Below are 25,678 nucleotides of genomic sequence, written 5' to 3'. Positions count from 1 at the left end.
GGTCAACCCTGGGCGAAGAAGGCGCGCACGCCGGCGATGACCGCGTCCGCCTGCGCATCGCTCAGGCCCGGATAGCAGGGCAGCGACAGCACCTGGGCGCAGGCCGATTCGGTGACGGGCAGCGACGGCGGCGGGCGGTGCGCCCAGATGGGCTGGCGATGGTCGGCGATGGGGTAGTGCACGTCGCTGGCGATGCCCAGCGCCGCCAGGTGGGCCTGCAGCGCGGCGCGGCGCGGCGTGCGCACGACGTACAGGTGCATCACGTGCTCGGCGCCGGGCGCGGGCGGGCAGCGCAGGGGCAGGTCGGCCAGCGCGGCGCTGTAGCGCGCGGCGATGGCGCGGCGGCGCGCGTTGGCCGCATCCAGGCGCGGCAACTTGGCCGCCAGCACGGCGGCCTGCAGCTCGTCCAGGCGGCTGTTGACGCCGCCGGCCAGCGCGACCTCGTACTTGCGCACCCAGCCGTACTGGCGCAGCGCGCGCAGGCGCTCGGCCAGCGCCGCGTCCGACGTCACCACCGCGCCGCCGTCGCCCAGGGCGCCCAGGTTCTTGGTGGGGTAGAAGCTGAAGCAGCCCAGCCGCCCCCAGCTGCCGGCGCGGCGGCCTTGAAGCGTGGCGCCGTGCGCCTGGGCGCAGTCCTCGATCAGCGGCACGCCGGCCTGCCGGCACAGGGCGTCGATGGCCGGCATGGCGGCCATTTGCCCGTACAGGTGGGTGACGACGACGGCGGCCACCGGGCCGGCCGCCAGCGCGGCGGCCAGCGCGTCGGGCGCCATCGTCAGGCTTGGCTCGTCGACGTCGACCCAGCCCACGTCGGCGCCCACCTGGGCAATGGCGGCGCTGCCGGGGCAGCCGGCATTGGCCACCGTCAGCACGCGCTGGCCGGGGCCCACGCCCAGCGCGCGCAGGGCCAGGGCGATGGCGTCGGTGCCGTTGGCCACGCCGACGGCGTGCTCGACACCGACGTGGCGCGCGAACGCGGCCTCGAAGCCGCGCACCGCCGGGCCCAGCACGTACCAGCCGCTGTCGGCCACCTGCTGCAGGCAGGCGCCCAGGTCGACGCCGAAGGCGGCGCCGGCGGCGCAGAAGAAGGGGACGCTGGGGGGATTGGCCATGTCAACGTCGCTTTGGCGCGCCCGCATCCTGCAACAGCCGCATCAGGTATTGCCCATAGCCGCTCTTGGCCAGCGGCTCGGCGATGCGGGCCAGCTGCGCGGCGTCGATGAAGCCCTTGCGCCAGGCGATCTCCTCGGGGCAGGCCACTTTCAGGCCCTGGCGGCGCTCCAGCGTGGCGATGAACTGGCCGGCGTCCAGCAGGCTGTCGTGCGTGCCGGTGTCCAGCCAGGCGTAGCCGCGCCGCATGATCTCGACGTTGAGCTGGCCCTGCTTCAGGTAGGCGTCGTTGACGGTGGTGATCTCCAGCTCGCCGCGCGCGCTGGGCTGGATCGACTTGGCGATGTCCACCACCTGGCTGTCGTAAAAGTACAGCCCCGTGACGGCGTAGTTGCTGCGCGGCTGTTTGGGCTTTTCCTCGATGCTGACGGCGCGCCCGCGGGCGTCGAACTCGACCACGCCGTAGCGCTCGGGGTCGTGCACGTGGTAGGCAAACACCGTGGCGCCCTGGCTGCGCGCGTCGGCATTGGACAGCAGGGTCTCGAAGTCGTGGCCGTAGAACAGGTTGTCGCCCAGCACCAGCGCGCTGGGCGCGCCGCCGACAAAGCGCTCGCCGATGATGAAGGCCTGCGCCAGGCCGTCGGGACTGGGCTGCACGGCGTATTGCAGCTGGATGCCCCATTGGCTGCCGTCGCCCAGCAGCTGCTGAAAGCGCGGCGTGTCCCGCGGTGTGCTGATGACCAGGATGTCACGCATGCCCGCCAGCATGAGCGTGGCCAGCGGGTAATAGATCATCGGCTTGTCGTACACCGGCAGCAGTTGCTTGCTGATGGCCAGGGTGGCCGGGTGCAGCCGGGTGCCGGAGCCGCCGGCCAGGATGATGCCTTTGCGTGGAGAGGTCATGGTGTTTGCAGGATTTCTTGCAGCATGCGCTGCACGCCGTCCTGCCAGGGCGGCAGGGTGAGGCCAAAGGCGGCTTGCAGCTTGCGCGTGTCCAGACGCGAATTGTGCGGCCGCCGCGCGGGGGTGGGGTAGTCGGCGGTGGCGATGGGAGCCACCTCGTTTACTATTAATTTAATAGCTGATTGCGCTTGCTGGGCCTGCGCCAGAACGTATTTTGCATAGGAAAACCAGGTGGTCTCTCCCGCCGCGGCCAGGTGATACACGCCGGCCTTGGCGGGCTGGCACAGCACCTGCGCGATGGCGTGGGCGCTGACATCGGCAATCAACTCGGCGCCGGTGGGCGCGCCCCACTGATCGTCGATGACCGTCAAGCGCTCGCGCTCGGCGCCCAAGCGCAGCATGGTTTTGGCGAAGTTGCCCCCGCGCGCGGCGTAGACCCAGCTGGTGCGCAAAATCAGGTGCGCGCCGCCCGCCGCCACGATGGCCTGCTCGCCGGCCAGCTTGGTGCGGCCATACACGCTCAGGGGGCCGGTGGCATCCATCTCGCGCCAGGGCGTCTGGCCACTGCCGTCGAACACGTAGTCGGTGCCGTAGTGCAGCAGCAGTGCGCCGCAGGCCGCCGCCTCGCGCGCCAGCACGGCGGGCGCATCGGCATTGATGCGCCGCGCCAGCTCGGGCTCGGACTCGGCGCGGTCGACGGCGGTGTAGGCCGCGGCGTTGACGATGACGCGGGGCCGCAGCGCCCGCACGGTGGCGGCCAGGCCGTCCAGGTCGGCCAGGTCGCCGCACAGGCCATCGCCGCCGTGGCGATCGAGCGCGATCACCCGCCCCAGCGGCGCCAGGCTGCGCTGCAGCTCCCAGCCGAGCTGGCCGTTCTTGCCCAGCAGCAGGATCGTCATGCGCGGGCGCCGTACTGCGTGGCCACCCAGTCGCGGTAGGCGCCGGACTGCACCTGCGCCACCCAGTCGGCATGGTCCAGATACCACTGCACGGTCTTGCGGATGCCGGTGTCGAAGGTCTCGGCCGGGCGCCAAGCCAGCTCGCGCTCGATCTTGCGCGCGTCGATGGCGTAGCGCCGGTCGTGGCCGGGGCGATCTTTCACGTAAGTGATCTGCGTGCGGTAGCTCTGCCCGTCGGCACGCGGGCGCAATTCGTCCAGCAGGGCGCACACGGTGTGCACGATCTCGATGTTGGGCTTTTCGTTCCAGCCGCCGACGTTGTAGGTCTCACCCGGACGGCCGGCCTGCAGCACGCGGCGGATGGCGCTGCAGTGGTCGCCCACGTACAGCCAGTCGCGCACCTGCATGCCGTCGCCGTACACCGGCAGCGGCTTGCCGGCCAGCGCGTTGACGATCATCAGCGGGATCAGCTTTTCGGGAAAGTGATAGGGACCGTAATTGTTGGAACAATTGGTCGTCAGCACCGGCAGCCCGTGCGTGTGGTGCCAGGCGCGCACCAGGTGGTCGCTGGCGGCCTTGCTGGCGCTGTAGGGGCTGTTGGGCTCGTAGACGTGGTCCTCGGTGAAGGCCGGCGCGTCGGGTGCCAGGCTGCCGTAGACCTCGTCGGTGGACACGTGCAGAAAGCGGAAGGCCGCGCGCGCGCCCGCGGGCAAATCGCTCCAGTAAGCACGGGCGGCTTCCAGCAGGCGGAAGGTGCCCACGATGTTGGTGACGATGAAATCCTCGGCGCCATGGATGGAACGGTCCACATGGCTTTCGGCCGCGAAGTGCACGATGGCGCGCGGCCGGTGCTCGGCCAGCAGGCGCGCCACCAGGGCGCGGTCGCCGATGTCGCCCTGCACGAACACATGCCGCGCGTCGCCCTGCAGCGCGGCCAGGTTGGCCCGGTTGCCGGCATAGGTCAGCTTGTCGAGGTTGACGATGGGCTCATCGCCCGCGGCCAGCCAGTCGAGCACGAAGTTGCTGCCGATGAAGCCGGCGCCGCCGGTGACAAGAATCATGTTGCTGCCCCTCAAGCCATGGTGCCGCAGGGCTTGATGCAATGCGCAACCTGCTGCGATGGCACGAAATTCGGCATTATTTCATGTGGCTTGCCCTGCCTCGAAAAGGCTACAGTGCGGGCTAGGATGATTTCCGCCCACCCAGAACCCCCGCCATGGCCACCAAACCCGACAAAACCGCTGCCCGTCCGACCCACGCACCGGAAACGGCTCCCCAAGCACCGCAAGACGGTCTGAATACCCCCGCGCACAACATCTGGCTGGCCGGGCTGGGGGCGCTCGCCAGCGCTCAGGCCAATGCCCAGGCCGAGGGCGCCAAGGCGTTCGAGGCCCTGGTGCAGCAGGGCCTCGAAATGCAGGCGCGCACGCAGGCCCTGGCCAAGGAACAGTGGGCCGAAGCGGCGCAGCACATGGACAGCCTGACCGCCGGCGCGACAGGAGGCATGGGCGCCTGGGACCGGCTGGGCGGCATCTTCGAAGGCCGGGTGGCGCGCGCGCTGGCCAGCCTGGGCATGCCGTCGGCGTTTGAAATCGCCGACCTGAAAACACGCGTCACCACGCTGGAGCGCGCGCTCGCGCACGCACAGGGCGCCGCGCCCGCCGAGCCGGCGGCACCAACGCCGACTGGCAGCGCGCGGCGCAAAGGGGCTGGCAAGTCCACGTGAGTGCGCCCCCCCGAACATTCCGACCTTCCTGCTTTTCACAGTCTGTCTTGAACCACGCCCCCGCCCTCGCTCCCGTTCCGACTCCGTATCGGCGCCAGTTGGCGGGCACCACCGTGCTGGTGGTGGCCATCCACGCGCTGCTGGTGCTGGGCTTGCCCCACCTGCGCCAAACCCCACTGGCCGGACAGGACGCTGGCACCTTCGTCACCCGCCTGATCGCCCCACCAGCGCCGGCGCCCTCGGTCGAGCCTCAGCCCGTGGCGCCGCCAACGCCCCTGCCACAGCCGGACAAGCCCGCTGAGCCCAAGCCGAAGCCCCGGCCAGCCAAGTCCCATCCCGCACAGCCCCCCCAAGCCCCGACGCCCCCCTCAACCTCCGCCGCCGAGTCACCTCGCACACCCGCAACCTCTCGCGGCAGCGTCGATGCCGCAGTCAGCCTGCTGACCCCCAAACCCGTGGGAGACTTTGGCGGCGCGATCGCGCCCATGCCGATTCAGCCGCCGCTGTCGAGCAGCGAAGCGGCGCCGGCACTGAAGCTCGCGCAGGACATGGGGGACGCACCGATCCGGCTGGCGCGTGCCGCCGTCTTGAGTTATCAGGCCGCGGGCACCATCGACGGCCAGGAATTTACCGTGCCAACCCCGGTCCGGTGGCGCCAGGATGGCCAGTGGTACGAAATCCGATGGGGGTTCTACAACCCCAAGGTGGGCGAGCAAACCCGCAGCACCATCGGCCTGATCGCACCGCAGGGGCTGGTGCCGGTGCGCGCCGAATCGCGCACGCCCGATGCCCAGGAAATTGGCTTTGACTACAACACGCGACAGGTATGGTTCAGCGCGGCGGGCGCCCACGCCCCGCTGGTGCCGGGTGCGGTCGATCGACTGAGCGTGCTGTTTCAACTGGGTGCCTTGCTGGGGGGCGATCCGGCACGCTATCCGGTGGGCAGCACCATCGAACTGCCGGCGGCCCACCTGCGTGGCGCCGGGCTGTGGAGTTTTGTGGTCGAACCCAATGAAGACCTGCCGGCCTTGGGCGATCAGACGGTGCCGACGATCCGGCTGGTGCACGCACCGCACGACCAACGGGACGCCCGCATCGAAGTCTGGCTCGGCCCCACGCTGGACTACCTGCCGGTGCGCCTGCGCGTCACCGAACCCACCGGCGACCACGTCGAATACAACCTGGCGCGAGCCTACTCGCAGCCCACCCCCACGAACAGCACGGCGCCCGCCCTCGGCACGCCCACCTCCCCGCCATGATCCGCAAAGCGCCTCGCCGCACCGCCGAGCGGATCCTGAGCACCTCGCTGGAGCTGTTCAACCGCTTTGGCGAGCCCAACACATCCACCTCGATGATCGCTGGCGAGTTGCGCATCAGCCCGGGCAACCTGTACTACCACTATCCGTCCAAGGACGAGTTGATCAACACCCTGTTTGACCAGTACGCCCGGACCCTGACCGAGCTGCTGGCCGCGGCCAACGATGTGCGCGATGTCGAGGATGCCTGGTTCCTGCTGCATTCGCTGTTCGAGCTGATCTGGCAGTACCGCTTCTTCTATCGCGACCTCAACCACCTGCTGTCGCGCAACCGTCATCTGGAAACCCACTTCCCGGCGCTGTTGATGCGCAAGAAGAGCGCACTGCGGGGGGTGCTGGATCATTTGCGCGCCACCGATGCCCCTGCCGCCGAACCCCCGTCGGCGATCGACGCCGAACGCCGACAGGATGCCATCGCCGCCAGCATGGTGGTGGTGCTGACCTACTGGCTAAGCTACGAGTACGTGCTGCGGCCGCGCAGCGCCATGGAGCCCAACAACGCGCAAGACGCACTGATGCGCGGCGCCTACCATGTGATGGGCCTGCTGCTTCCACACCTGGATGCGCCACAGCGCAAGCACCTGAACACGCTGTTGCAAGCCTACAGCGCGCCACCAGAGCCGGGCTGACCTTGCGCGCGCAGCGCCGGCCCATCCCCCATCACGATCACCCTCCTGTTGTTTGACCAAGCCACCATGTCCGAGCTGAACACCCGCTTCACCGACGCCGTCGCGCGTTCCAAAACCCTGAGCCAACGGCCCGACAACCCGACCCTGCTGAAGATTTACTCACTCTACAAACAGGCCACCGAAGGCGACAACGAAGAGGCAAAACCCGGTTTTGCCGACATCGTGGCGCGCGCCAAGTGGGACGCCTGGAAGAAGCTCGAAGGCACCAGCACGGACGAAGCCAAGAGCCAATACATCGAGCTAATCGACGCGCTGCGCTGACCCAGAGGGTCCGGCTAGGACGCCGATGCATCGGAGCGATCGACGCCCTGCCCTGACACGCGGCTTGCCCGATACCGGGCCGCCAGTCGATAGCCCTTGCGCCGCGCCGGCTGCTCAACCAGCCGGTAGCCAAGTTCGGCCAGACCCAGCAACAAAACGAGGGCGCACGCCCCATACAAGGCCATATGCGCCTCGGGCGCTGCGCCCAGGCGATGCCAGAGCTCGCGCGTGCCCAGGTACGCCAGCATGTGCGTCAAGTACATGCTGTACGAACGGGCGCCCAGCCAGGTCAGGACGCCGCCCAGCACGCCGGTGGGCATCAGGAGCCGGCGATCCAGGCTGGCCATCCACACCAGAAACCCCGCGATCAGGGACAGCGCGCTGACCAGTCCTGGCCACGCCGCACGGCTGGGCGCGCCCAACCAGGCCAGCACGGCCATCGCCAGCAGACTCAGAACCTGCAGGGCTGCGCGCTGGTGAACCGGCATGGATGCCGGGGCGGTCGGGGCGCGTTGGCTTGCATCAACCGCGCGCAGGCTCCAGAACGCAAGGAGCACCCCCACGGCCAGGGCATCCACGCGGAAAAACCAGGCCACCCCCAGGGGCGGTCGGCTCCACGGCACCAGGCACAGCCAAACCAGGGCCAGCAGCAGCACGAGATGGCGCCGCGGCACCAGCAGCATCAGCAAGGGCGTCACCAGATAGAACTGCTCTTCCAGCGACAGCGACCAGTACACCACCAAGGCCCAGCCGGTCGGAAACAGCAGGTTCACGCGCGCCTGATCAACAAAATTGCAACTCGACAGGTCGCTGTGATAGCACCCCGCCCAATGCACATTGGCCACCTGAAAGATCGCCGCCAGCGCGTCCCGCGCCATGCGCCCGGGTTGGCCAAACAACCCGGAGGTGTTGAACCACAGTGCGCACAGAACCGCCACCGCGCTCCAGCACCATGCCGCCGGCCACAGCCGCCACACCCGCTTGATCCAGAACTCAACCGCAATCGGCCAGCGCGCGCCAACCGGCCACGCCAGCGCGTTCGATTGCGCGCTGGCCAAAAACGTGCGCGTGATGATGTAGCCCGAAATGCAGAAGAACAGATCCACTCCCGCCCACAGCCCCAAGGACACACGCAGACGCTCCTGCAGGCTGCTCGGCCAAAACACCAGCACCTCGGCGTGCTGCGCAATGGTCATCAAGATCGCTACCGCGCGCAATAACTCCAGGTCGAGGTTTTTGCGGATGTGGTGCATTGACGTGATCATGCCAGCCCAACCAACCGGGCATGCGGCCTCAGCCGCCGGCCAGCGCCCGCAGGCGCGCGTCGCGCTCGTCGCGGGGCAGCTCGCCCAGCGTGCGCACCGCCGCGTAAAAGCGCGGCCAGTCGCCGTCCTCGCGCGCAAACAGCGCCTCGAAGGCGGGCACCCAGCCGTCGTAGGCGGCCTGCAGCGCAAAGGCGGCGTTGTTGGCCTGGACCACCCAGCGGTCGTAGCCGTCGAAGGGCGTGCCGGCCGCGGCCCAACGCGCCTTGAGCGCCTGGTAGCGCGCGCGAAAGCGCTGCATAGCTTCTGATTTCATAGCTAGCAGCGCTTGCTCCGTGCGGGCTGGATCGCTTTTTTGCTCATAAATCGCGCTCAGCTCGGCGCGCGTGGCGTGGGTGAGCTGGCGAAAGTCCCGCTGGCGCTGCTGCGCCAGCTCGTCGGCGCGCCGGGCCGCGGCGTCGGCGTGCCGCGCCAGCCAGCGCGCCGCGCCCAGGCTGGCCACGGCCGTGGCGTAGGACTCGTTGAAGGCGGTGTCGCCGGCCACGTACAGCCTCTGGTGCGCCAGCTCGTGGAACACGATGCGCGCCAGCGCCGCATCCGAATCGTGGATGACGGTGGACAGCAGCGGGTCGCCCCCCAGCCAGTTGAGCCAGCCCAGCGTGGAATACATGGGCACGCCGTACACCGTCACCTCCAGCCCGTCCTGCGCGCGCAGCTGCCGGCCCAGCGCCTGCGCCTCGGCCGGGTCGAAGTAGCCGCGATAGCCCACGCAGCCGACGAAGGCGAAGCACCAGCGCTTGAGCGTGAGCGAGTCCACCGGCGCGGCCGCCACGTTCCACACCACGGCCGGGCGGTGGATGTCGGCGTAGCGCCGGTAGCTGCCGTTGTCGGGCAGGTCCAGCGCGGTCACGGCGTAGTCGCGCAGCTGCTGCGCCAGGGCCAGCCGCGCCTTCAGGGGCGCGGGCGTGGCGGGGTCGCGCAGCCAGTCGTCGATGGGGCGCGCGGCCTGCATCAGCGCCAGCTGCCCGCCGATGGCCTGGGCGTAGTAGCCGGCGGTGCCGCAGCCGGCCAGCAGCGCAGCCGACAGCAGCAGCGGCAACAGGCGCCAGCGGGCAAGCCAGCGAACGAAAGCAGGAGCCGTCATGAGCAGCGCCATTGTCCACAAGCCGCCCTGGCGTGCAAAAGCCTTGGCGGGCCGCTAGACTGCCGCCATGAACCTCATCGAACCCATCCTGGCGCAGGCAGCAAGCATCACCCAACTGCGGCGCGACATCCATGCCCATCCTGAGCTGTGCTTCGAGGAAGTGCGCACGGCCGACCTGGTGGCGGCCAAGCTGGCCGAGTGGGGCCTACCGATCCACCGCGGCCTGGGCACCACCGGCGTGGTCGGCATCGTGCACGGGCGCGACGGCGGCAAGAGCGGCCGCGCCATCGGCCTGCGCGCCGACATGGACGCGCTGCCCATGACCGAGTTCAACACCTTCGCCCACGCCAGCACGCACAAGGGCAAGATGCACGCCTGCGGCCACGACGGCCACACCGCCATGCTGCTGGCCGCGGCGCAGCACCTGGCCCAGCACCGCGACTTCGACGGCACGGTGTACCTGATCTTCCAGCCGGCCGAGGAAGGCGGCGGCGGCGCGCGCGAGATGATCAAGGACGGGCTGTTCCAGCAGTTCCCGATGGAGGCGGTGTTCGGCATGCACAACTGGCCGGGCATGGCGGTCGGCCATTTCGCCGTCTCGCCCGGGCCGGTGATGGCGTCGAGCAACGAGTTCAAGATCACCATCACCGGCAAGGGCGGCCACGCCGCGCTGCCCTACATGGGCGTCGACCCGGTGCCGATCGCCTGCCAGATCGTGCAGGGCTTGCAGACCATCGTCTCGCGCAACAAGAAGCCGGTGGACGCGGCCGTGGTCTCGGTCACCATGATCCACGCCGGCGAGGCCACCAACGTCATCCCCGACGCCTGCGAGATCCAGGGCACGGTGCGCACCTTCACCTACGAGACGCTGGACCTGATCGAGCGGCGCATGCAGGAGGTGGCCGAGGGCGTGGCCGCGGCGTTCGGGGCGCGCTGCGCGTTCGAGTTCGTGCGCAACTACCCGCCCACGGTCAACACCGCCTACGAGGCCGACTTCTGCCGCCAGGTGATGGCCGGCATCGTCGGCACCGACCACGCGCTGGCGCAGGAGCCCACCATGGGCGCCGAGGATTTCGCCTACATGCTGCAGGCCAAGCCCGGCGCCTACTGCTTCATCGCCAACGGCGACGGCGCGCACCGCGGCCGCTACGAGGGCGGCGGCCACGACGCCGGGCCCTGCACGTTGCACAATCCGCACTACGACTTCAACGACGAGCTGATCCCGCTGGGCGCCACCTACTGGGTACGCCTGGCGCAGGCCTGGCTGGCCCACACCCCGCCCGCCGACCGCCCCATGCCGGGAGCAACCAAGTGATCCCCATCCCGGACGCCTTCTCGCCCAGCTACGCCAAGGCGCGGGTCAAGTTCCTCGAAGCGGCGGCCACCGCCGGCACGCGCATCGAGTCCTTCAACCACCCGCTGCCGGGCAAGGACGGCGAGCAGCTCGCGATGGACGTGGCGCTCGACGGCGAGGCCGGCAGCGAACGCCTGCTGATCGTCAGCAGCGCCTGCCACGGCGTGGAGGGCTACTGCGGCAGCGGCGTGCAGGTGTTCGCCCTGCACGACGCCGAGTGGCGCGCCAGGGCCCGCGCCGCCGGCGTGGCGGTGCTGTACGTCCACGCGCTCAACCCCTGGGGCTTCTCGCACGGGCGGCGCGTGACGCAGGAGAATGTGGACCTGAACCGCAACTTCCACGACTTCGGCCAACCCCTGCCCGACAACCCGGCCTACCGCCAGGTGCACCCCCTGCTGCTGCCCGAGACCTGGCCGCCCGACGAGGCCAACCGCCAGGCCGTGCAGGCCTTCATCGCCCGCCACGGCGTGGCCGCCTGGCAGGCCGCGATCTCCGGCGGGCAGCACGAGTTCGCCGACGGCCTGTTCTTCGGCGGGCGCGCGCCCACCTGGAGCAACCAGACCCTGCGCCGGGTGCTGGCGCAGCACGCCGCGCGCGCACGCCGCGTGGCCTGGATCGACCTGCACACCGGCCTGGGCCCCAGCGGCGTGGGCGAGCGCATCTGGGCCGGGCGCGACAGCGCCGCCGACGTGGCCCGCGCGCGCCGCTGGTGGGGCGAGCACATCACCTCGATCTACGACGGCTCGTCCACCAGCCCGCTGCTGACCGGCCTGATGTGGGAGGCGATCCACGACGCCGCGCCGCAGGCCGAGTACACCGGCATCGCGCTGGAGTACGGCACCGAGCCAATCACCGAGGTGCTGGACGCGCTGCGCGGCGACCACTGGCTGGCGCGGCACCCCGAGGCGCCGCCCCTGCTCGCCGCCGAGATCAAAGCCCGCATGCTGCGCGCCTTCTACACCGACACCGACCCATGGAAGGGGCAGATCGTCAGCCAGGCGCGGCAGGCGCTGTTTCAGGCTGCGGACGGGCTTCAATAGCCGCCGTGCAGCGCCTCGCGCTCCTGCGCGATCACCAGCAGGCCGTCGAAGATCAGGTTCTCGACCAGCTCGTAGGGCCGCATCATCGAAGGCATCATCTTCCAGCCCGCGCCGCCCGTCATCAGGCACAGCGGCTCGGCGCCGCAGCGCAGGAACAGGTGGCGGAACATGCGCTCGCAGGCGCCCGCGATGGCGTAGGTGCCGCCGCTGGTCAGGCCGTCGCTGGTGTTGGTCGGAAACTCCACCACCTCGCCCGTGGGCACGTGCAGCCCGGCCGTGCCCGACTCCAGCGCGCGCAGCATGATGCCGTGGCCCGGCAGGATCAGCCCGCCCAGAAAGCGCCCGCTGGCGTCGATGGCCTCCACCGTCACCGCCGTGCCCACCATCACCAGCAGGATCGGCCGCGCCGGCCCGCGCGCCAGCATGTGGTGGCGCGCGCCCACCATGGCCACCCAGCGGTCGGCGCCCAGCCGCGCCGGAAAGTCGTAGCCGTTGACCAGGCCCGCCTCGGCCTCCGAGGCCACCACCCAGCGCGGCTCCACGCTCCAGCGCTCCATCTGCTCCTGCACGCGGTACTTGACGGCCGGGCCGGCCACGATGCAGCCCAGCATGCGCGTGGGCTCGGGCAGGCTCGCCCAGGCCCCGTCGGCCAGGCCGTCGAGCTGCTCCAGGAACTCCACCCCATGCGCCAGCACGCGCGTGCCCACGGCCGGGCGCTCGTACAGCGTCCACTTCAGCCGCGTGTTACCGACGTCGATCGCCAAAAATGTCATGGGCACGCAATATAAGCGCTAAGTTTGCCCCCAAGCCAAGGGTTTGCACCGCCCCTGCAGGCGTTACAGTGGTTGTTTCCGTCCGCACCAACCGTAAGGAGAGTCACCATGGGATTGTTCAGTTTCATCAAGGAAGCCGGCGAGAAGCTGTTCGGCGCCAAGGAAGTCGAGCAGGCCGCGGCCAGCGGCGCGCCCAACGTGGCCGAGCTGAACCAGAAGGCCGCCGACGCCATCAAGGCCTACATCGAGCAGCAGAACCTGGGCGTGATCGGCCTGGACGTGGGTTTCGACGGTGCCAGCGGCAAGGTCACCCTGGCCGGCAGCGCGCCCAGCCAGGAAGCGGCCGAGAAGGCCGGCCTGGCCGCCGGCAACGTGGCCAGCGTGAGCGGGGTCGACAACAACCTGCAGTACCCCGCCGGCACCGCCTCGCAATACCACGACGTGGTGCGCGGCGACACGCTGTCGGCCATCGCCAAGAAGTACTACGGCGACGCCAACAAGTACCCCGTCATCTTCGAGGCCAACAAGCCCATGCTGACGCACCCCGACAAGATCTACCCGGGCCAGAAGCTGCGCATCCCGGCGCTCTGATCGTTGACTCGCCCACGGGCGAGCACGCCCCCCAGGACGGCGCCTTCGGGTGCCGTTTTGCATCCACCAGGCGCTTGGGTGCCGACGGCACGCCGGCGCCGCCTCATCCATGAGAAGCTCCCCCATGGCCTTGCTCTCCGTCTCGATGCCGTCCGCGCCCATCCACCGCCCGCGGCGGTGGGTCCTCATGGCCTGCGCCCTGTCCCTGGCCCTGGTGGCCTGCGGCGGCGATGGCGACCCGGCGCCTGCGCCGGCCCCGAGCCCGACGCCCGCACCGGCACCCTCGCCCGCGCCGGAGCCGGCACCCACGCCAGATCCAACGCCCGCGCCGACGCCCCATGCCGGGCAATGGCTGGACACCGTGCCGGGCATCGAAATCACCGCCTCGGCCATCGACGCGGCCCTGGCCGCCGGGCAGGCGAAGGTGCCCGCGATTCCGGCGCGCTACGCCGTCAGCACCTACCGCGTGCGCTATCTGACCGAAGACGCCGACGGCGCGCTGGTGCAGGCCTCCGGCCTGGTGGCGCTGCCCCGAAAAGGCGGTGGCGAGCCCAGCCCCGTCATCAGCTACCAGCACGCCACCACGTTCGAGAACGCCAATGCGCCTTCGCTCAAGCTGGAGCCGGGCGAGCCGCCCATCGTGCTGGCCTCGCAAGGCTACATCGTGGTGGCGGCGGACTATGTCGGCTTCGGCCAGAGCCAGGGCATGCCGCACCCCTACCTGCTGTCGCGCCCGACGGCACGCGCCGTGATCGACATGATCGGCGCCGCGCAGGCCTGGCGCGCGGCCAGCGGCGTGGCCGACAACGGCCAGCTCTACCTGGTCGGCTACTCCGAGGGCGGCTACGCCACCATGGCCGCCCAGCGCGAGATCGAGCGCACCGGCAGCCCCCTGCGCGCGCAGCTGCAGGCCAGCCTGCCCGCCGCGGGGCCGTACGACGTGCAGGCCACGCTGGACGGCCTGCTCGAACGGGTGCGCGACGAGTACCCGGCCGTGGCCTGGATGCTGCGGCCCGGCACCCTCAAGTACCTGGGCGGCAGCGTGCGCGCCGAGGTGCGCCGCGCGCTGCTGCGCCTGCTCGTGCCGGACGATGCCGACGTGCGCTACGACGCGCGCTTTCTCGACGCCTACCTGGCCGACGACCGCGACACGCTGATGCAGGAAAGCAGCGTGCACTGGGGCTGGACGCCCTCGGCGCCGGTGTACCTGTTTCACGGGCGCGAGGACCAGACCGTGCCGTTCGCCGCCTCGGTGTCGGCGCTGAACACCCTGCGCGCCACCGGCGGCGCGCCGGTCACGCTGCGCGAATGCAGCGGGGTCACGCCCACCGGGCACCTGCCCTGCGTGCCCGAGTACTTCACCTACGCCCTGCAGGTGATGGCCGCCACCGCGCGCGGCCTATAGTCCCGCCATGGCCTGCCCGCCGTCCGACGAAGCCCTCACCGCGCTGGACGCCAGCGCGCTGTCCGAGGCCATCCACGCCCGCCGCGTGTCCTGCCGCGAGGTGATGCAGGCGTATCTGGCGCGCATCCAGCGGCTCAACCCGGGCTGCAACGCCCTGGTGTCGCTGCGGCCGCCCGAAGAACTGCTGGCCGAGGCCGACGCCCGCGACGCCGAACTGGCGCAGGGCCAATCACGCGGCTGGCTGCACGGCGTGCCGCAGGCCATCAAGGACCTGGCCAACGCCGCCGGCCTGCCCACCACGCTGGGCTCGCCGCTGATGCGGCACTTCGTCGCCAAGGAAGACGGCCTGATGACGGCGCGCATGAAGCAGGCGGGCTGCATCGTCATCGGCAAGAGCAACGTGCCCGAATTCGGCCTGGGCTCGCACACCTTCAACACCGTCTTCGGCACCACGCTCAACGCCTTCGACCCCCGCAAGTCCGCCGGCGGCTCCAGCGGCGGCGCGGCCGTGGCGCTGGCGCTGCGCCTGCTGCCGGTGGCCGACGGCTCGGACTTCATGGGCAGCCTGCGCAACCCCGCGGCGTGGGCCAACGTGTTCGGCTTTCGCCCCAGCCAGGGCCGCGTGCCCATGTGGCCGGCGCAGGACGTGTGGATCAGCCAGCTGGGCACCGAAGGCCCCATGGGCCGCAGCGTGCGCGACGTGGCGCGGCTGCTGGCCACGCAGGCCGGATGGTCGCCGGATTCTCCTCTTTCGATAGCTGATGGCGCAAATCTGGCGGTGGCCGGAGCCATTTTTGACCCCAAGAACACTCGCATCGGCTGGCTGGCCGACCTGGACGGCCACCTGCCCATGGAGGGCGGCATCCTGGAGGGCTGCGCCACCGCCCTGCGCCGGCTGGAAGGCCTGGGCTGCGCCATCGAACCCGCGCGCCTGGGCATGGCGCCCGAGCGCGTGTGGGACGCCTGGCTCGTCTGGCGCCGCGTGCTGGTGGCCGCGCGCATCGCGCCCTTTTTGCTGAAGGACGGCAACCGCGCCCACATCAAGCCCGAGGCCCTGTGGGAGCACGAGCAGGCGCAAAATTGCAGCGCCGCGCAGTTCATGGCCGCCAGCGCCACGCGCACGCAGTTCCACCAGCAGATGCTGCGGCTGTTCGAGCGGCACGACGTCCTGGCCCTGCCCACAACCCAGGTCTGGCCCTTCGACGCCGCCGAGCGCTGGCCCCGCAGCATCGCCGGCCGCGCCATGGACACCTACCACCGCTGGATGGAGGTGGTGATCTACGCCACCTTCGCCGGCCTGCCGTGCATCAGCGTGCCCGCGGGCTTCAACGCCGAAGGCTTGCCCCTGGGCCTGCAACTGATCGGCCGGCCACACGACGACGCCGGCGTGCTGCGGCTGGCGGCGGCGTATGAGCAGGTGATTGACGACTGGCTGGCCGTCAAGCCATCGATGGACGGCCTGCTCAGTTCTGCCGCCACGGCAGCCCGGCCCGGCGCCAGCCGTTGAGGTGGCCGCGCTGGGCGTTGTCGTCCGGGTCCCCCTCGAAGCCACCCACGATGTTGTAGGCCACCAGGCCCAGCTCGGTCGCGCGGCGCGCGGCGGCAATCGACCGCACGCCGCTGCGGCACAGCATGGCCAGCGGCTGGCCGTGCTGGGCGGCGGCGCGCACCTGGGCGTCGAAGTCGGGGTTCGGCGCCATGCCGGGCCACTGCTTCCAGGCCACGGCCTGCGCGCCGGGCACGAAGCCCACCCATTCGCGCTCGGCGTCGGTGCGCACGTCCACCAGCACCGCGCGGCCGGCCTGCATCCAGGCCTGTGCCGTTTGCGGCGTGACGTCGCCGGCGTAGCCCTGCGCCGGCCGCACGCCGTCGTCGGCCAGCGGCGCGCCGCCTGCGTCCTGGCGCAGGCCCGAGTGCTGGTTGGCCGGCACCGCCTCGTCGATGCGCCGCGGGCGCGGCAGGTGCAGCTCGGCCATCAGCGCGATGAATTGCTCGCGCGTCTTGCCCGCCAGCCGCGGGTTGCCGGCCTTCTCGGCGCCGATGCTCGATTGCGTGCGCCCGTGGTAGTCGTGCGCCGGCCAGACGACGGTGGCGTCCGGCAGGGTGAACAGCCTTTGCGTGATGCTGTCGTACAGCTGGCCGGCGTCGCCCGACTGGAAATCCGCCCGCCCGCAGCCCTGGATCAGCAGCGTGTCGCCGCTGAACAGCTGCGCCGGCTCGGGCCGGGCGCGCGGCGCCCACACGAAGCACACGCTGCCGGCGGTGTGGCCCGGGGTGTGCAGCACGCGCAGGGTCTCGGCGCCGAAGCCGAGCGTGTCGCCGTCCTGCAGCTGCACGGCAGCCGTGCCCACGTGGCAGCCGGCCGGCGCGGCCATGCGCGCGCCGGTCAGCTCGGCCAGTCTGGCGGCGCTGGTGATGTGGTCGGCGTGGGCGTGGGTTTCCACCGTCCACTTCAGCGTCAGGCCGCGCTGCTGCAGCTCGGCCAGGTCGCGCTCGAGCTGCTCGTCGACCGGATCGATGATCAGCGCCTCGCGCGAGCCCTCGTCGAACAGCAGGTAGGTGTAGGTGCTGGAGGCAGGATCAAACCGTTGGATGGGAGTCATCGCGGCAGTTTAGGACTGAACGGCCGCCCACGCGACGTCTTGCCGAATCCCGGGTCACCGCCCATAATATGACGTTTACGTAAACGTCAATCACGCCCTGGCCCGGCCATCTCCGATGGACGGGCGCGCGCCGACCTGATTCAATCGACGCCATACCACCTTGGAGACCCGCGCATGACCGAACTGTCCGCCGACTACAAAGCCCTGGCCGAGTACCGCCCCAAGAACAAGGTGCGCTTCGTCACCGCCGCCTCGCTGTTCGACGGGCACGACGCGGCGATCAACATCATGCGCCGCATCATCCAGGGCATGGGCGCCGAGGTGATCCACCTGGGCCACAACCGTAGCGTGGACGAGATCGTCACCGCCGCGCTGCAGGAAGACGTGCAGGGCATCGCCGTCAGCAGCTACCAGGGCGGACACGTCGAGTACTTCAAGTACATGATCGACCTGCTGAAAAAGCGCGGCGGCGAGCAGATCCAGGTCTACGGTGGCGGCGGCGGCGTGATCGTCCCCAGCGAGATCCGCGAGCTGCAGGCCTGGGGCGTGGCGCGCATCTTCAGCCCCGAGGACGGCCAGCGCATGGGCCTGAAGGGCATGATCGGCGAGATGGTGATGCGCTGCGACAAGGACTTGTCGGGCCGGGCGCCGAAAAAGATCGACGCCATCCAGGGCCAGGGCGAGGCCGCCTGGCGCGCGCTGGCGCAGCTCATCACCGCGCTGGAAAACAGCCACGCCGATGCGGCCCTGCTCAAGGCCGTGCAGGCCGCCGCGGCCCAGAGCAAGGCGCCCGTGCTGGGCATCACCGGCACTGGCGGCGCCGGCAAGTCCAGCCTGACCGACGAGCTGATCCGCCGCCTGCGGCTGGACCAGGACGACGCGCTGCGCGTGGCGCTGATCTCCATCGACCCCAGCCGGCGCAAGTCGGGCGGCGCGCTGCTGGGCGACCGCATCCGCATGAACGCCATCGGCCCCTGGAGCAGCGGGCCACGGGTGTTCATGCGCAGCCTGGCCACGCGCGAGGCGGGCGGCGAGGTCACGCCCGCCCTGCCCGCCATCGTTGCCGCGTGCAAGGCGGCCGGGTTCGACCTGGTGATCGTCGAGACGCCCGGCATCGGCCAGGGCGACGCCGCCATCGTGCCGCTGGTCGACGTGCCCATGTACGTGATGACGCCCGAATACGGCGCCGCCAGCCAGCTCGAGAAGATCGACATGCTGGACTTCGCCGAGTTCGTGGCCATCAACAAATTCGACCGCAAGGGCGCCATGGACGCGCTGCGCGACGTGGCCAAGCAGATGCAGCGCAACCGCGAGGCCTTCGGCAAGAAGCCCGAGGACATGCCGGTGTTCGGCACCCAGGCCTCGCACTTCAACGACGACGGCGTGACGGCGCTGTACCAGGCGCTCAAGCCCCGGCTGGCCGCGCTGGGCCTGCCCGTGAAGGAAGGCCGCCTGGCGCCCGTGGCCACGCGCCACAGCACCAGCCAGACCCCCATCGTGCCGGGGCCGCGCGTGCGCTACCTGGCCGAGATCGGCGAGACCGTGCGCGGCTACAAGCGGCGCGCACGCGCGCAGGCCCGGCTGGCGCGCGAGGTGCAGCAGCTGCGCGAATCGGCGCGCATGCTGACCGAGGACGACCCCAAGAAAAGCGGCGCGCGCGACACGGTGCTCAAGCTGGCCGAGGCCCGCGCCGAGCGCCTGGATGCAGACGCGCGCAAGCTGCTGGCGCAGTGGCCCACCATGCAACAGGCCTACGCCGGCGACGAATACGTGGTGAAGATCCGCGACAAGGAAATCCGCACCGTGCTCACGCACACCTCGCTGTCGGGCACCACCATCCGCAAGGTGGTACTGCCCACCTTCGAGGACCACGGCGAGATTCTCAAGTGGCTGATGCTGGACAACGTGCCGGGCAGCTACCCCTACACCGCCGGCACCTTCGCCTTCAAGCGCGAGGGCGAGGACCCGACACGCATGTTCGCCGGCGAGGGCGATGCCTTCCGCACCAACCGCCGCTTCAAGCTGGTGAGCGAGGGCATGCCGGCCAAGCGCCTGTCCACCGCCTTCGACTCGGTCACGCTGTACGGCGCCAACCCCGACCCGCGTCCCGACATCTACGGCAAGGTGGGCAACTCGGGCGTGTCGATTGCCACGCTGGACGACATCAAGGTGCTGTACGACGGGTTCGACCTGTGCAGCCCCAGCACCTCGGTGTCGATGACCATCAACGGCCCGGCGCCCACCATCCTGGCGATGTTCATGAACGCCGCCATCGACCAGAACCTGGCCAAGTTCAAAGCCGACAACGGCCGCGAGCCAACCGACACGGAAGGCCAGAAGATCCGCGAATGGGTGCTGGCCAACGTGCGCGGCACGGTGCAGGCCGACATCCTGAAGGAAGACCAGGGGCAGAACACCTGCATCTTCTCGACCGAGTTCAGCCTGAAGGTGATGGGCGACATCGCCCAGTACTTCGTGCACCACAACGTGCGCAACTTCTACAGCGTGTCGATCAGCGGCTACCACATCGCCGAGGCGGGGGCCAACCCGATCAGCCAACTGGCCTTCACGCTGTCCAATGGCTTCACGCTGGTCGAGGCGTACCTGGCCCGCGGCATGCATATCGACGACTTCGCGCCCAACCTGAGCTTTTTCTTCAGCAACGGCATGGACCCCGAATACACCGTGATGGGCCGCGTGGCGCGCCGCATCTGGGCCGTGGCGATGAAGGAGAAATACGGCGCCAACGAGCGTTCGCAAAAGCTCAAGTACCACATCCAGACCAGCGGCCGCAGCCTGCACGCGCAGGAGATCGCCTTCAACGACATCCGCACCACGCTGCAGGCGCTGATCGCCATCTACGACAACTGCAACAGCCTGCACACCAACGCGTACGACGAGGCCATCACCACGCCGACCGAAGAATCGGTGCGCCGCGCGATGGCGATCCAGCTCATCATCAACCGCGAATGGGGCCTGGCCAAGAACGAAAACCCCAACCAGGGCGCCTTCGTCATCGAGGAGCTGACCGAGCTGGTCGAGGAAGCCGTGCTATCGGAATTCGAGCGCATCAGCGAGCGCGGCGGCGTGCTGGGCGCCATGGAGACGGGTTACCAGCGCAGCAGGATCCAGGAAGAAAGCCTGTACTACGAGATGCAGAAGAACTCGGGCGAATACCCGATCATCGGCGTCAACACCTTCCGCAACCCGCACGGCGAGCCCGTGCCCGAGCACATCGAGCTGGCGCGCTCGACCGAGGAAGAAAAACAAAGCCAGCTCACGCGCCTGGCCGACTTCCACCAGCGCCACCAAAACGAAGCGCCCGCCATGCTGGCGCGCCTGCAGCAGGCGGTGATCGATAACGCCAACGTGTTCGAGGTGTTGATGGACGCCGTGCGCGTGTGCTCGCTGGGGCAGATCACGGGCGCCCTGTTCGAGGTGGGCGGGCAGTACCGGCGCAGCATGTGAGGCTGCGCCGCTTGCACCAATACTTCAGGGCATGAGGACGGTCGCGCCCACCGTCTTGCGCGACTCCAGCGCGCGGTGTGCCTGGGCCGCATCGGCCAGCGCGAAGGTCTGCTGCGGCTCGCTGGTGATGCGGCCGGCCAGCACGTGGTCGAACAGCTCGCGTGCCATGTCCAGCATGTGCGCACGCGGCTGGATGTAGTGCATCATGGCCGGGCGCGTCATCCAGATCGAGCCCTTGACGGCCAGCAGCTGCGAGTCGACCACCACCGGGCCCGAGGACGTGCCGTTGCTCACCAGCGCGCCGCGCGGCTGCAGGCAGTCCAGCGAGGCCATCAGCGTGTCCTTGCCGACCGAGTCGTACACCACCGGCACGCCCTTGCCATTGGTGATTTCCTTGACGCGCTCGACGATGTTCTCGCGCGCGGTAACGATGGTGTGCGCGCAGCCGTTGGCCTTGGCGATGGCGGCCTTCTCGTCGGTGCTGACGACGCCGATCATGTTCACGCCCAGCGCGCGCGCCCACTGGCAGACGATCAGGCCCACGCCACCCGCGGCCGCGTGGTAGAGGATGGTTTCGCCGCCCTTGAGCGGATAGACCTGGCGCAGCAGGTACTGCGCCGTCATGCCCTTCATCATCAGCGTGGCGGCGGTGCGGTCGGCAATGCCGTCGGGCAGCGGGATCAGCACCTCAGCCGGCATCACGCGGGCCTGCGAATACGCACCCTGCGGGCCGATCAGGTAACCCACGCGGTCGCCCGGCTTCACATAGTCCACACCCGGCCCCACGGCCTCGACCACGCCCACCGCGTCGGAGCCCAGGCCGTTGGGCAGAGCCAGGGGGTAGCGCCCGGTGCGGAAGTACACGTCGATGAAGTTGAGCGCGATGTAGGTGTGGCGCACGCGAGCCTGCCCGGGGCTGGGCTCGCCCACCTCGACGTCCTCGAACTTCAGCACTTCGGGGCCGCCGGTTTCATAAAAGCGAATCGCCTTGGTCATGGGTTTTCCTTCTCGGTTGTCGTGGTGCGGACGGCCCTGCGGCCGTCCGGTCAGGAATGAGCGTGGCAAGGCCCGCTCGAAAATCGTTCGGCCCGGCCGCCTCCGGGATCAGGCCGCGGCCAGGGCTTGATGGTTCACCTGGCGCATGTCGGTTTCGTAGCTGGTCGAAGCCCGGATGAAGGCCAGCGCCGCCAGCAGCCCGAACGCCGGCATGATGGCCATGGCCATCTGCAGGCCCAGGGCATCGGACAGGACGCCGGAAATGAACGGCCCCGCCGCCAGGCCGAAGAGATTCTGGAACAGCGAGAGGACCGACGAGCCGGTGGAGCGCACGCCCGGATGGACCACGTCGATCACGATGGCCGACACCGGCCCGACCGTGCAGGTGACGATGAACCCGCCCAGCATCAGAACGCCCATCTGGCCCGCCATGGTCGAGGGGGCGCCGAACCACACGCCGGCGCCGAAGCCGAAGCCCAGGACGAGCATGGCCAGCAGGCACAGCACAGCCATGGTGAAAAGCTTGTTGCGCGGGTTGCGCTTGCCCGAGCGATCCACCACGGCCCCCCAGACCACCGAGCCGGCAGCCCCGAACAGGACGATCAGCGCGGCCTTGATCGCGGCCTGGTCGACGGGCAGCTCGTGGAACCGGTTGAGGTAGCTGGGCAGCCAGGACCACAGCGAGGACACCACGATCAGCTGCATCGCGCCGCCCACGCAGGTCCACAGCATGGTGCGCGAGCGCGCCAGGGCCTGGACGATGAAGCGCAGCACCCCGCCGGCCGACTGCATGGCCGCGCCATGCCGGGGCGTGAGCTCGACCGTGCGGTAGTCCCTGACCTTCAAGTACAGCAAGGCCAGCAGCAGGCCCGGAAAGCCGACCACGCCGAAGGCGGTCTTCCAGCCCCAGTGGGTCGCGATCACGCCGCCCAGGATGACCCCCAGCACCGAGCCCACCGAGGCCGTGGCGAAGAACCCGGCCAGCAGCGCGCCGCGCATGCGCGACGGAAAGTGGCTGGCGATCAGGGCCGCGCCCACCGAACCGTAGCCGGCCTCGCCGGAGCCCACGATGGCGCGCGCCGTCAGCAGCTGCCCGTAGTTGCGCGTGAACATGCACGAGACGCAGGCCGCGCTCCACACCAGCGCCATCCAGAAGATGCTCTTGACGCGGCTCATGCGGTCGGCGATCAGCGCCACCGGCAGGGCCCCGAGCGCGACGGTGACCGACACGATGGAGACCAGCGCGCCCAGCTGCTTGTCCGACAGGCCCCATTCGTCCTTGATGTGCGGAAACAGCGAGACGATGACCTGCCGGTCGACGTAGTCGAACAGCATCAGGGCCGCCGTCATGGCGAAGGCGAACCAGGCAGCCCTCGGGCCGTAGAGGTAGTCGTCGGGGGCGCCGGCCACGGCGCGGCCGCAATCCAATGCTTGCATGGATGTCTCCTGTTTTTTTGCGATCGATGGGCGCGCGGCGCGCGCTCAAACGGTTTGGGCTTGTGCCAACTGGGCAATGAACTGCTCGGCCCGCGGCCAAGGGCCGAACCCGGATGCCGGGTTGAGGTGTCCCACGCTGCCCAGGTCGATCAACCGGCTGCCCCAGGCCTGCGCCATGGACTCGACCCGATCGAACGTGGCCAGCGGGTCGTTGCGGCTGGCGGCGACGATGCTGGCAAACGGCAGCGGCGCGCGCGGCACCGGCAGCCAGCCACCGGCGCGCAGGGCGTCGATGGTGGGGTAGCCCTCGGGCATGGGCCGCTCGAAGTCGGGCGGCGCGGCCAGCAGCGCGCCGCGCACCGGGCAGCGCGTGCGCTGCGCCCAGTGCACCGTGGTGACGACGCCGGCGCTGTGCGCCACCACCACCAGCGGGCCGTCGGCCGCGCGCGCCTGCTGCTCCACGGCCGCCACGCGCTCGGCGCAGTCCAGGTTTTCGCGCCCCGCCGGCGCCACCACGCGAACGCGCGGCAGGCGGGCAGCCAGCAGGGTCTGCCAGTGCTGCGGCACGTCGTCGCGCAGCCCGGGGACGATCAGGACGGTGACGGCGGTGGTCATGAGGTCACGGGTTGAGCTTGATGTCGTAGCTCTTGACGATCTGCGCGTTGCGCTCGTACTCGAGCCGCGTGTCCTTGGCCAGCGCCGCGGGGCTGGCGCTCACCGCCGGGATGAAGTCGTGCGCCAGCAGTTTTTCGCGCACCGCCGGTGTCGACGCTGCCTTGGTCACCACCGCGTTGATCTTCTGGATCAGCGCGTCCGGCACCTTGGACGACGCGATGACGCCGACCCAGTTGGAAAAGTCGATGTCGGGGTAGCCCTGCTCGGCCAGGGTGGGCACATCCGGCAGCTGGGCCAGGCGGGTCTTGGCCGCCACCCCCAGCACCTTGATCTTGCCGGCCTTGATCTGCGGCAGCGACGTCGCCAGGCCGTCGAACATGATGGAGACTTGGTTGCCCATCAGGTTCTGCAGCGCCGGCGGGGAACCCGCGAACGGGATGTGCTGCAGGTCCAGCCCGGCCTGCTTGGCGAAGATCATGCAGGCGTAATGGGAGCTGGTGCCGGGCGAGTACGAGGCGCAGCTCTTGGCCTGGCCGGTGGCCGTCTTCAGGTAGGCGACCAGCTCCTTCACGTTGGCGGCCGGCACCCCCGGGGCGGCCACCAGCACCATGGAAGCGCGCGCCGCCATGGTGATCGGCTTGACGTCCTTGGCCGGGTCGAACCGGGTCTTGAGCACCAGCGGCACCTCGGTCAGCACGTTGCTGGCCGTGAACATGAGGGTCTGCCCATCGGGCGCGGCGCTGTTCAGCGCCTGCAGGCCGATCGTGCCGCCCGCGCCCGGCTTGTTGTCGACGATGACGGGCTGGCCGATCTCGGCCGCGATGGCCTCCGACAGGATGCGCGCGACCACGTCCTGGGTGCCGCCCGCAGGAGCGGGCACCACGAGGTGGACCGGCTTGGTGGTCCAGGCCTGGGCCGCCAGGGGGGCGGCGGCCAGCGCGGCGATCAACAGGCTTCTGCGGGAGACGCCGGCAAGAAAATCGATCATCAAGTTGTCCTTGGTTCCGGGCATGCTCACGCCGCCTTGCGCAAAAAGCCCTGGTTGCCGCCGTTGCGGTTGGGCGAAAAGCCGTTGGCCGCCAGCGTTTCTTCCACCGTGTCGTAGAACACGCCGATCTTGCAGATCTTGCGTGCTTCCTTGCCCGTGGCCACCTCGCGGCCGAACTCGCGCGAGATGCGCACCAGCTGCTCGATCTGCTGGACGGTGCTCATCTTCTGGGTGCGTGCCTGGTTCCAGATGTTGTCCTCGATGCCGCAGCGCACGTGCAGGCCCATGGCCATGCCCATCATGTTGATCGGCAGCACGTTGCGCATGCTGCTTTCCACGGTCAGCACCGAGTTGTCAGGGATGGCGCGCAGGAAGTTGCTCAGGTTGTAGACGTTGGGTGCGTCCATGCCGCCGCTGATGGCGACCCAGTTCATCACCAGCGGGCCCTTGTAGACGCCGCGGCGGATCAGGCGTTCGACCGTCTCGTAGCTGTTGAGGTTGTAGAACTGGAACGCGCTCTGGATGCCCCGGGCGCTCAGGCGGCGCACGTGCTCCTCGACGAAGCTGGGCGTGGAGGGCACGATCATCTCGCTGTAGGCGCGGCGGCCATCCGGCGTGGCCATGGAGGTGCCGGCGATGTCGGCCTCCTCCATGTGCTCGGTCACGTTCATCTGCGTGGTGTTCACGGTCACCGTCACCTGGTCGGGCGTGGGCTCCAGCTCGGCCAGCATGTGGCGCGTGTCGTCGGACAGCCACTTGGCCACCTGGCCGTCGGTCTCGGGCGCGAAGCTGATCGAGCCGCCGACCTGGATGATCATGTCGGGCACGGCCTTGCGCACGCCGGCGATCAGCTCGTTGAACTTGGACAGGCGCTTGCTGCCCTTGCCGTCGTCCTCGCGCACGTGCAGGTGCAGCACGGTGGCGCCGGCGTTGTAGCAGTCGACCGCCTTCTGGATCTGCGCCGGCATGGAGACCGCGATGTCCTCGGGGAAGTCCGAGGGAATCCACTCAGGCCCGTAGGGCGCGGCGGTGATGACGAGTTTGTCCTGGTTTTCAGGAAACAGGTGTCCGTCGAGGAAGTTCATGGTGGTTCTCCAG

General features: G+C 69.6%; 23 protein-coding genes. 10 read left to right on the top strand and 13 right to left on the bottom strand.

The genetic code is table 11. The annotated features are described in order from the left end of the window. Nucleotides 1-2: 2 nt before the first annotated feature. Genes H6927_06285 through rfbB form a run of 4 tightly spaced genes read right to left on the bottom strand, consistent with a single transcriptional unit; the run spans nt 3 to nt 3,973 of the window. Nucleotides 3-1,112, bottom strand: coding sequence for a DegT/DnrJ/EryC1/StrS family aminotransferase (locus H6927_06285; GenBank protein MCP5217707.1), 1,110 nt, complete (start codon nt 1,110-1,112; stop codon nt 3-5). 1 nt (nt 1,113) lies between these two features. Next, on the bottom strand, nt 1,114-2,013 hold the full coding sequence (gene rfbA, locus H6927_06280) for a glucose-1-phosphate thymidylyltransferase RfbA (GenBank protein MCP5217706.1): 900 nt from the start codon (nt 2,011-2,013) through the stop codon (nt 1,114-1,116). Next, nucleotides 2,010-2,912, bottom strand: a complete 903-nt coding sequence (gene rfbD, locus H6927_06275; GenBank protein ID MCP5217705.1) for a dTDP-4-dehydrorhamnose reductase — start codon at nt 2,910-2,912, stop codon at nt 2,010-2,012. Before rfbD ends, rfbA begins: the two co-directional genes overlap by 4 nt. Then, the gene (rfbB, locus tag H6927_06270) at nt 2,909-3,973 is read right to left on the bottom strand and encodes a dTDP-glucose 4,6-dehydratase (GenBank protein MCP5217704.1); all 1,065 of its coding nucleotides are present in this window, start codon (nt 3,971-3,973) and stop codon (nt 2,909-2,911) included. Before rfbB ends, rfbD begins: the two co-directional genes overlap by 4 nt. Before the next feature lie 155 nt (nt 3,974-4,128). Between rfbB and H6927_06265 the strand changes: the two genes are divergently transcribed. The 4 genes from H6927_06265 (at nt 4,129) to H6927_06250 (ending at nt 6,904) form a co-directional block, all read left to right on the top strand. Next, nucleotides 4,129-4,638, top strand: a complete 510-nt coding sequence (locus tag H6927_06265) for a phasin family protein (GenBank protein ID MCP5217703.1) — start codon at nt 4,129-4,131, stop codon at nt 4,636-4,638. 98 nt (nt 4,639-4,736) lie between these two features. Then, the gene (locus tag H6927_06260; protein MCP5217702.1) at nt 4,737-5,897 is read left to right on the top strand and encodes a DUF3108 domain-containing protein; all 1,161 of its coding nucleotides are present in this window, start codon (nt 4,737-4,739) and stop codon (nt 5,895-5,897) included. Further along, nucleotides 5,894-6,583 carry a TetR/AcrR family transcriptional regulator gene (locus H6927_06255; GenBank protein MCP5217701.1) on the top strand — a complete coding sequence of 230 codons (690 nt, stop codon included), beginning with the start codon at nt 5,894-5,896 and terminating at the stop codon, nt 6,581-6,583. The genes H6927_06260 and H6927_06255 overlap by 4 nt, the downstream gene beginning before the upstream one ends. A gap of 66 nt (nt 6,584-6,649) precedes the next feature. Continuing rightward, nucleotides 6,650-6,904 carry an acyl-CoA-binding protein gene (locus H6927_06250; protein MCP5217700.1) on the top strand — a complete coding sequence of 85 codons (255 nt, stop codon included), beginning with the start codon at nt 6,650-6,652 and terminating at the stop codon, nt 6,902-6,904. A gap of 14 nt (nt 6,905-6,918) precedes the next feature. Here H6927_06250 and H6927_06245 read toward each other — a convergent pair whose 3' ends face one another. Together H6927_06245 and H6927_06240 are read right to left on the bottom strand one after the other, a co-directional pair. After that, nucleotides 6,919-8,157, bottom strand: a complete 1,239-nt coding sequence (locus H6927_06245; GenBank protein ID MCP5217699.1) for an acyltransferase — start codon at nt 8,155-8,157, stop codon at nt 6,919-6,921. Between the two features lie 40 nt (nt 8,158-8,197). Beyond that, the gene (locus H6927_06240; protein ID MCP5217698.1) at nt 8,198-9,310 is read right to left on the bottom strand and encodes an aminopeptidase; all 1,113 of its coding nucleotides are present in this window, start codon (nt 9,308-9,310) and stop codon (nt 8,198-8,200) included. A 67-nt stretch (nt 9,311-9,377) separates the two neighbouring features. On the opposite strand from H6927_06240, the gene H6927_06235 reads away from it, so the two are divergent. Continuing rightward, complete coding sequence (locus H6927_06235; GenBank protein ID MCP5217697.1) at nt 9,378-10,625, top strand: amidohydrolase; 1,248 nt, start codon at nt 9,378-9,380, stop codon at nt 10,623-10,625. Beyond that, nucleotides 10,622-11,704 carry a DUF2817 domain-containing protein gene (locus tag H6927_06230; GenBank protein ID MCP5217696.1) on the top strand — a complete coding sequence of 361 codons (1,083 nt, stop codon included), beginning with the start codon at nt 10,622-10,624 and terminating at the stop codon, nt 11,702-11,704. Before H6927_06235 ends, H6927_06230 begins: the two co-directional genes overlap by 4 nt. Here the strand turns inward: H6927_06230 and H6927_06225 are convergent. Further along, a complete protein-coding gene (locus H6927_06225) occupies nt 11,698-12,477 on the bottom strand; it encodes a type III pantothenate kinase (protein ID MCP5217695.1) in 780 nt (259 codons plus the stop codon). The genes H6927_06230 and H6927_06225 overlap by 7 nt on opposite strands. 108 nt (nt 12,478-12,585) lie before the next feature. Between H6927_06225 and lysM the strand changes: the two genes are divergently transcribed. From lysM to H6927_06210, 3 genes are all read left to right on the top strand, one after another. Next, nucleotides 12,586-13,068 (top strand): peptidoglycan-binding protein LysM, encoded by a 483-nt coding sequence (lysM, locus tag H6927_06220; GenBank protein ID MCP5217694.1) that lies wholly within the window; start codon nt 12,586-12,588, stop codon nt 13,066-13,068. Between the two features lie 187 nt (nt 13,069-13,255). Next, nucleotides 13,256-14,473, top strand: a complete 1,218-nt coding sequence (locus H6927_06215; GenBank protein MCP5217693.1) for a prolyl oligopeptidase family serine peptidase — start codon at nt 13,256-13,258, stop codon at nt 14,471-14,473. Between the two features lie 7 nt (nt 14,474-14,480). After that, entirely contained in the window at nt 14,481-15,980 is a 1,500-nt protein-coding gene (locus H6927_06210) for an amidase (GenBank protein ID MCP5217692.1), read from the top strand. Here H6927_06210 and H6927_06205 read toward each other — a convergent pair. Then, nucleotides 15,937-17,076, bottom strand: a complete 1,140-nt coding sequence (locus tag H6927_06205) for an MBL fold metallo-hydrolase (GenBank protein ID MCP5217691.1) — start codon at nt 17,074-17,076, stop codon at nt 15,937-15,939. The two genes, H6927_06210 and H6927_06205, sit on opposite strands and share 44 nt — an antisense overlap. A 174-nt stretch (nt 17,077-17,250) precedes the next feature. Here H6927_06205 and H6927_06200 point away from each other — a divergent pair, with 174 nt between their 5' ends. Next, nucleotides 17,251-20,544: a cobalamin B12-binding domain-containing protein gene (locus tag H6927_06200; GenBank protein ID MCP5217690.1), complete on the top strand. Its 3,294-nt coding sequence runs from the start codon at nt 17,251-17,253 to the stop codon at nt 20,542-20,544. A gap of 24 nt (nt 20,545-20,568) precedes the next feature. Here H6927_06200 and H6927_06195 read toward each other — a convergent pair whose 3' ends face one another. From H6927_06195 to H6927_06175, 5 genes are all read right to left on the bottom strand, one after another. Further along, nucleotides 20,569-21,540 (bottom strand): quinone oxidoreductase, encoded by a 972-nt coding sequence (locus H6927_06195; protein ID MCP5217689.1) that lies wholly within the window; start codon nt 21,538-21,540, stop codon nt 20,569-20,571. Between the two features lie 108 nt (nt 21,541-21,648). Beyond that, on the bottom strand, nt 21,649-22,977 hold the full coding sequence (locus H6927_06190) for an MFS transporter (protein ID MCP5217688.1): 1,329 nt from the start codon (nt 22,975-22,977) through the stop codon (nt 21,649-21,651). 45 nt (nt 22,978-23,022) lie between these two features. Continuing rightward, nucleotides 23,023-23,592 (bottom strand): serine hydrolase family protein, encoded by a 570-nt coding sequence (locus H6927_06185; protein ID MCP5217687.1) that lies wholly within the window; start codon nt 23,590-23,592, stop codon nt 23,023-23,025. Between the two features lie 4 nt (nt 23,593-23,596). Next, a complete protein-coding gene (locus H6927_06180; GenBank protein MCP5217686.1) occupies nt 23,597-24,580 on the bottom strand; it encodes a tripartite tricarboxylate transporter substrate binding protein in 984 nt (327 codons plus the stop codon). 26 nt (nt 24,581-24,606) lie between these two features. Then, nucleotides 24,607-25,665: a 3-keto-5-aminohexanoate cleavage protein gene (locus H6927_06175; GenBank protein ID MCP5217685.1), complete on the bottom strand. Its 1,059-nt coding sequence runs from the start codon at nt 25,663-25,665 to the stop codon at nt 24,607-24,609. Nucleotides 25,666-25,678 lie beyond the last annotated feature (13 nt).

This window comes from Burkholderiaceae bacterium (assembly GCA_024235995.1).
Lineage (GTDB): Bacteria > Pseudomonadota > Gammaproteobacteria > Burkholderiales > Burkholderiaceae_C > Ottowia.
Note: the sequence above shows the minus strand (reverse complement) of the source record. Positions and strands in the feature narration are given on the sequence as shown.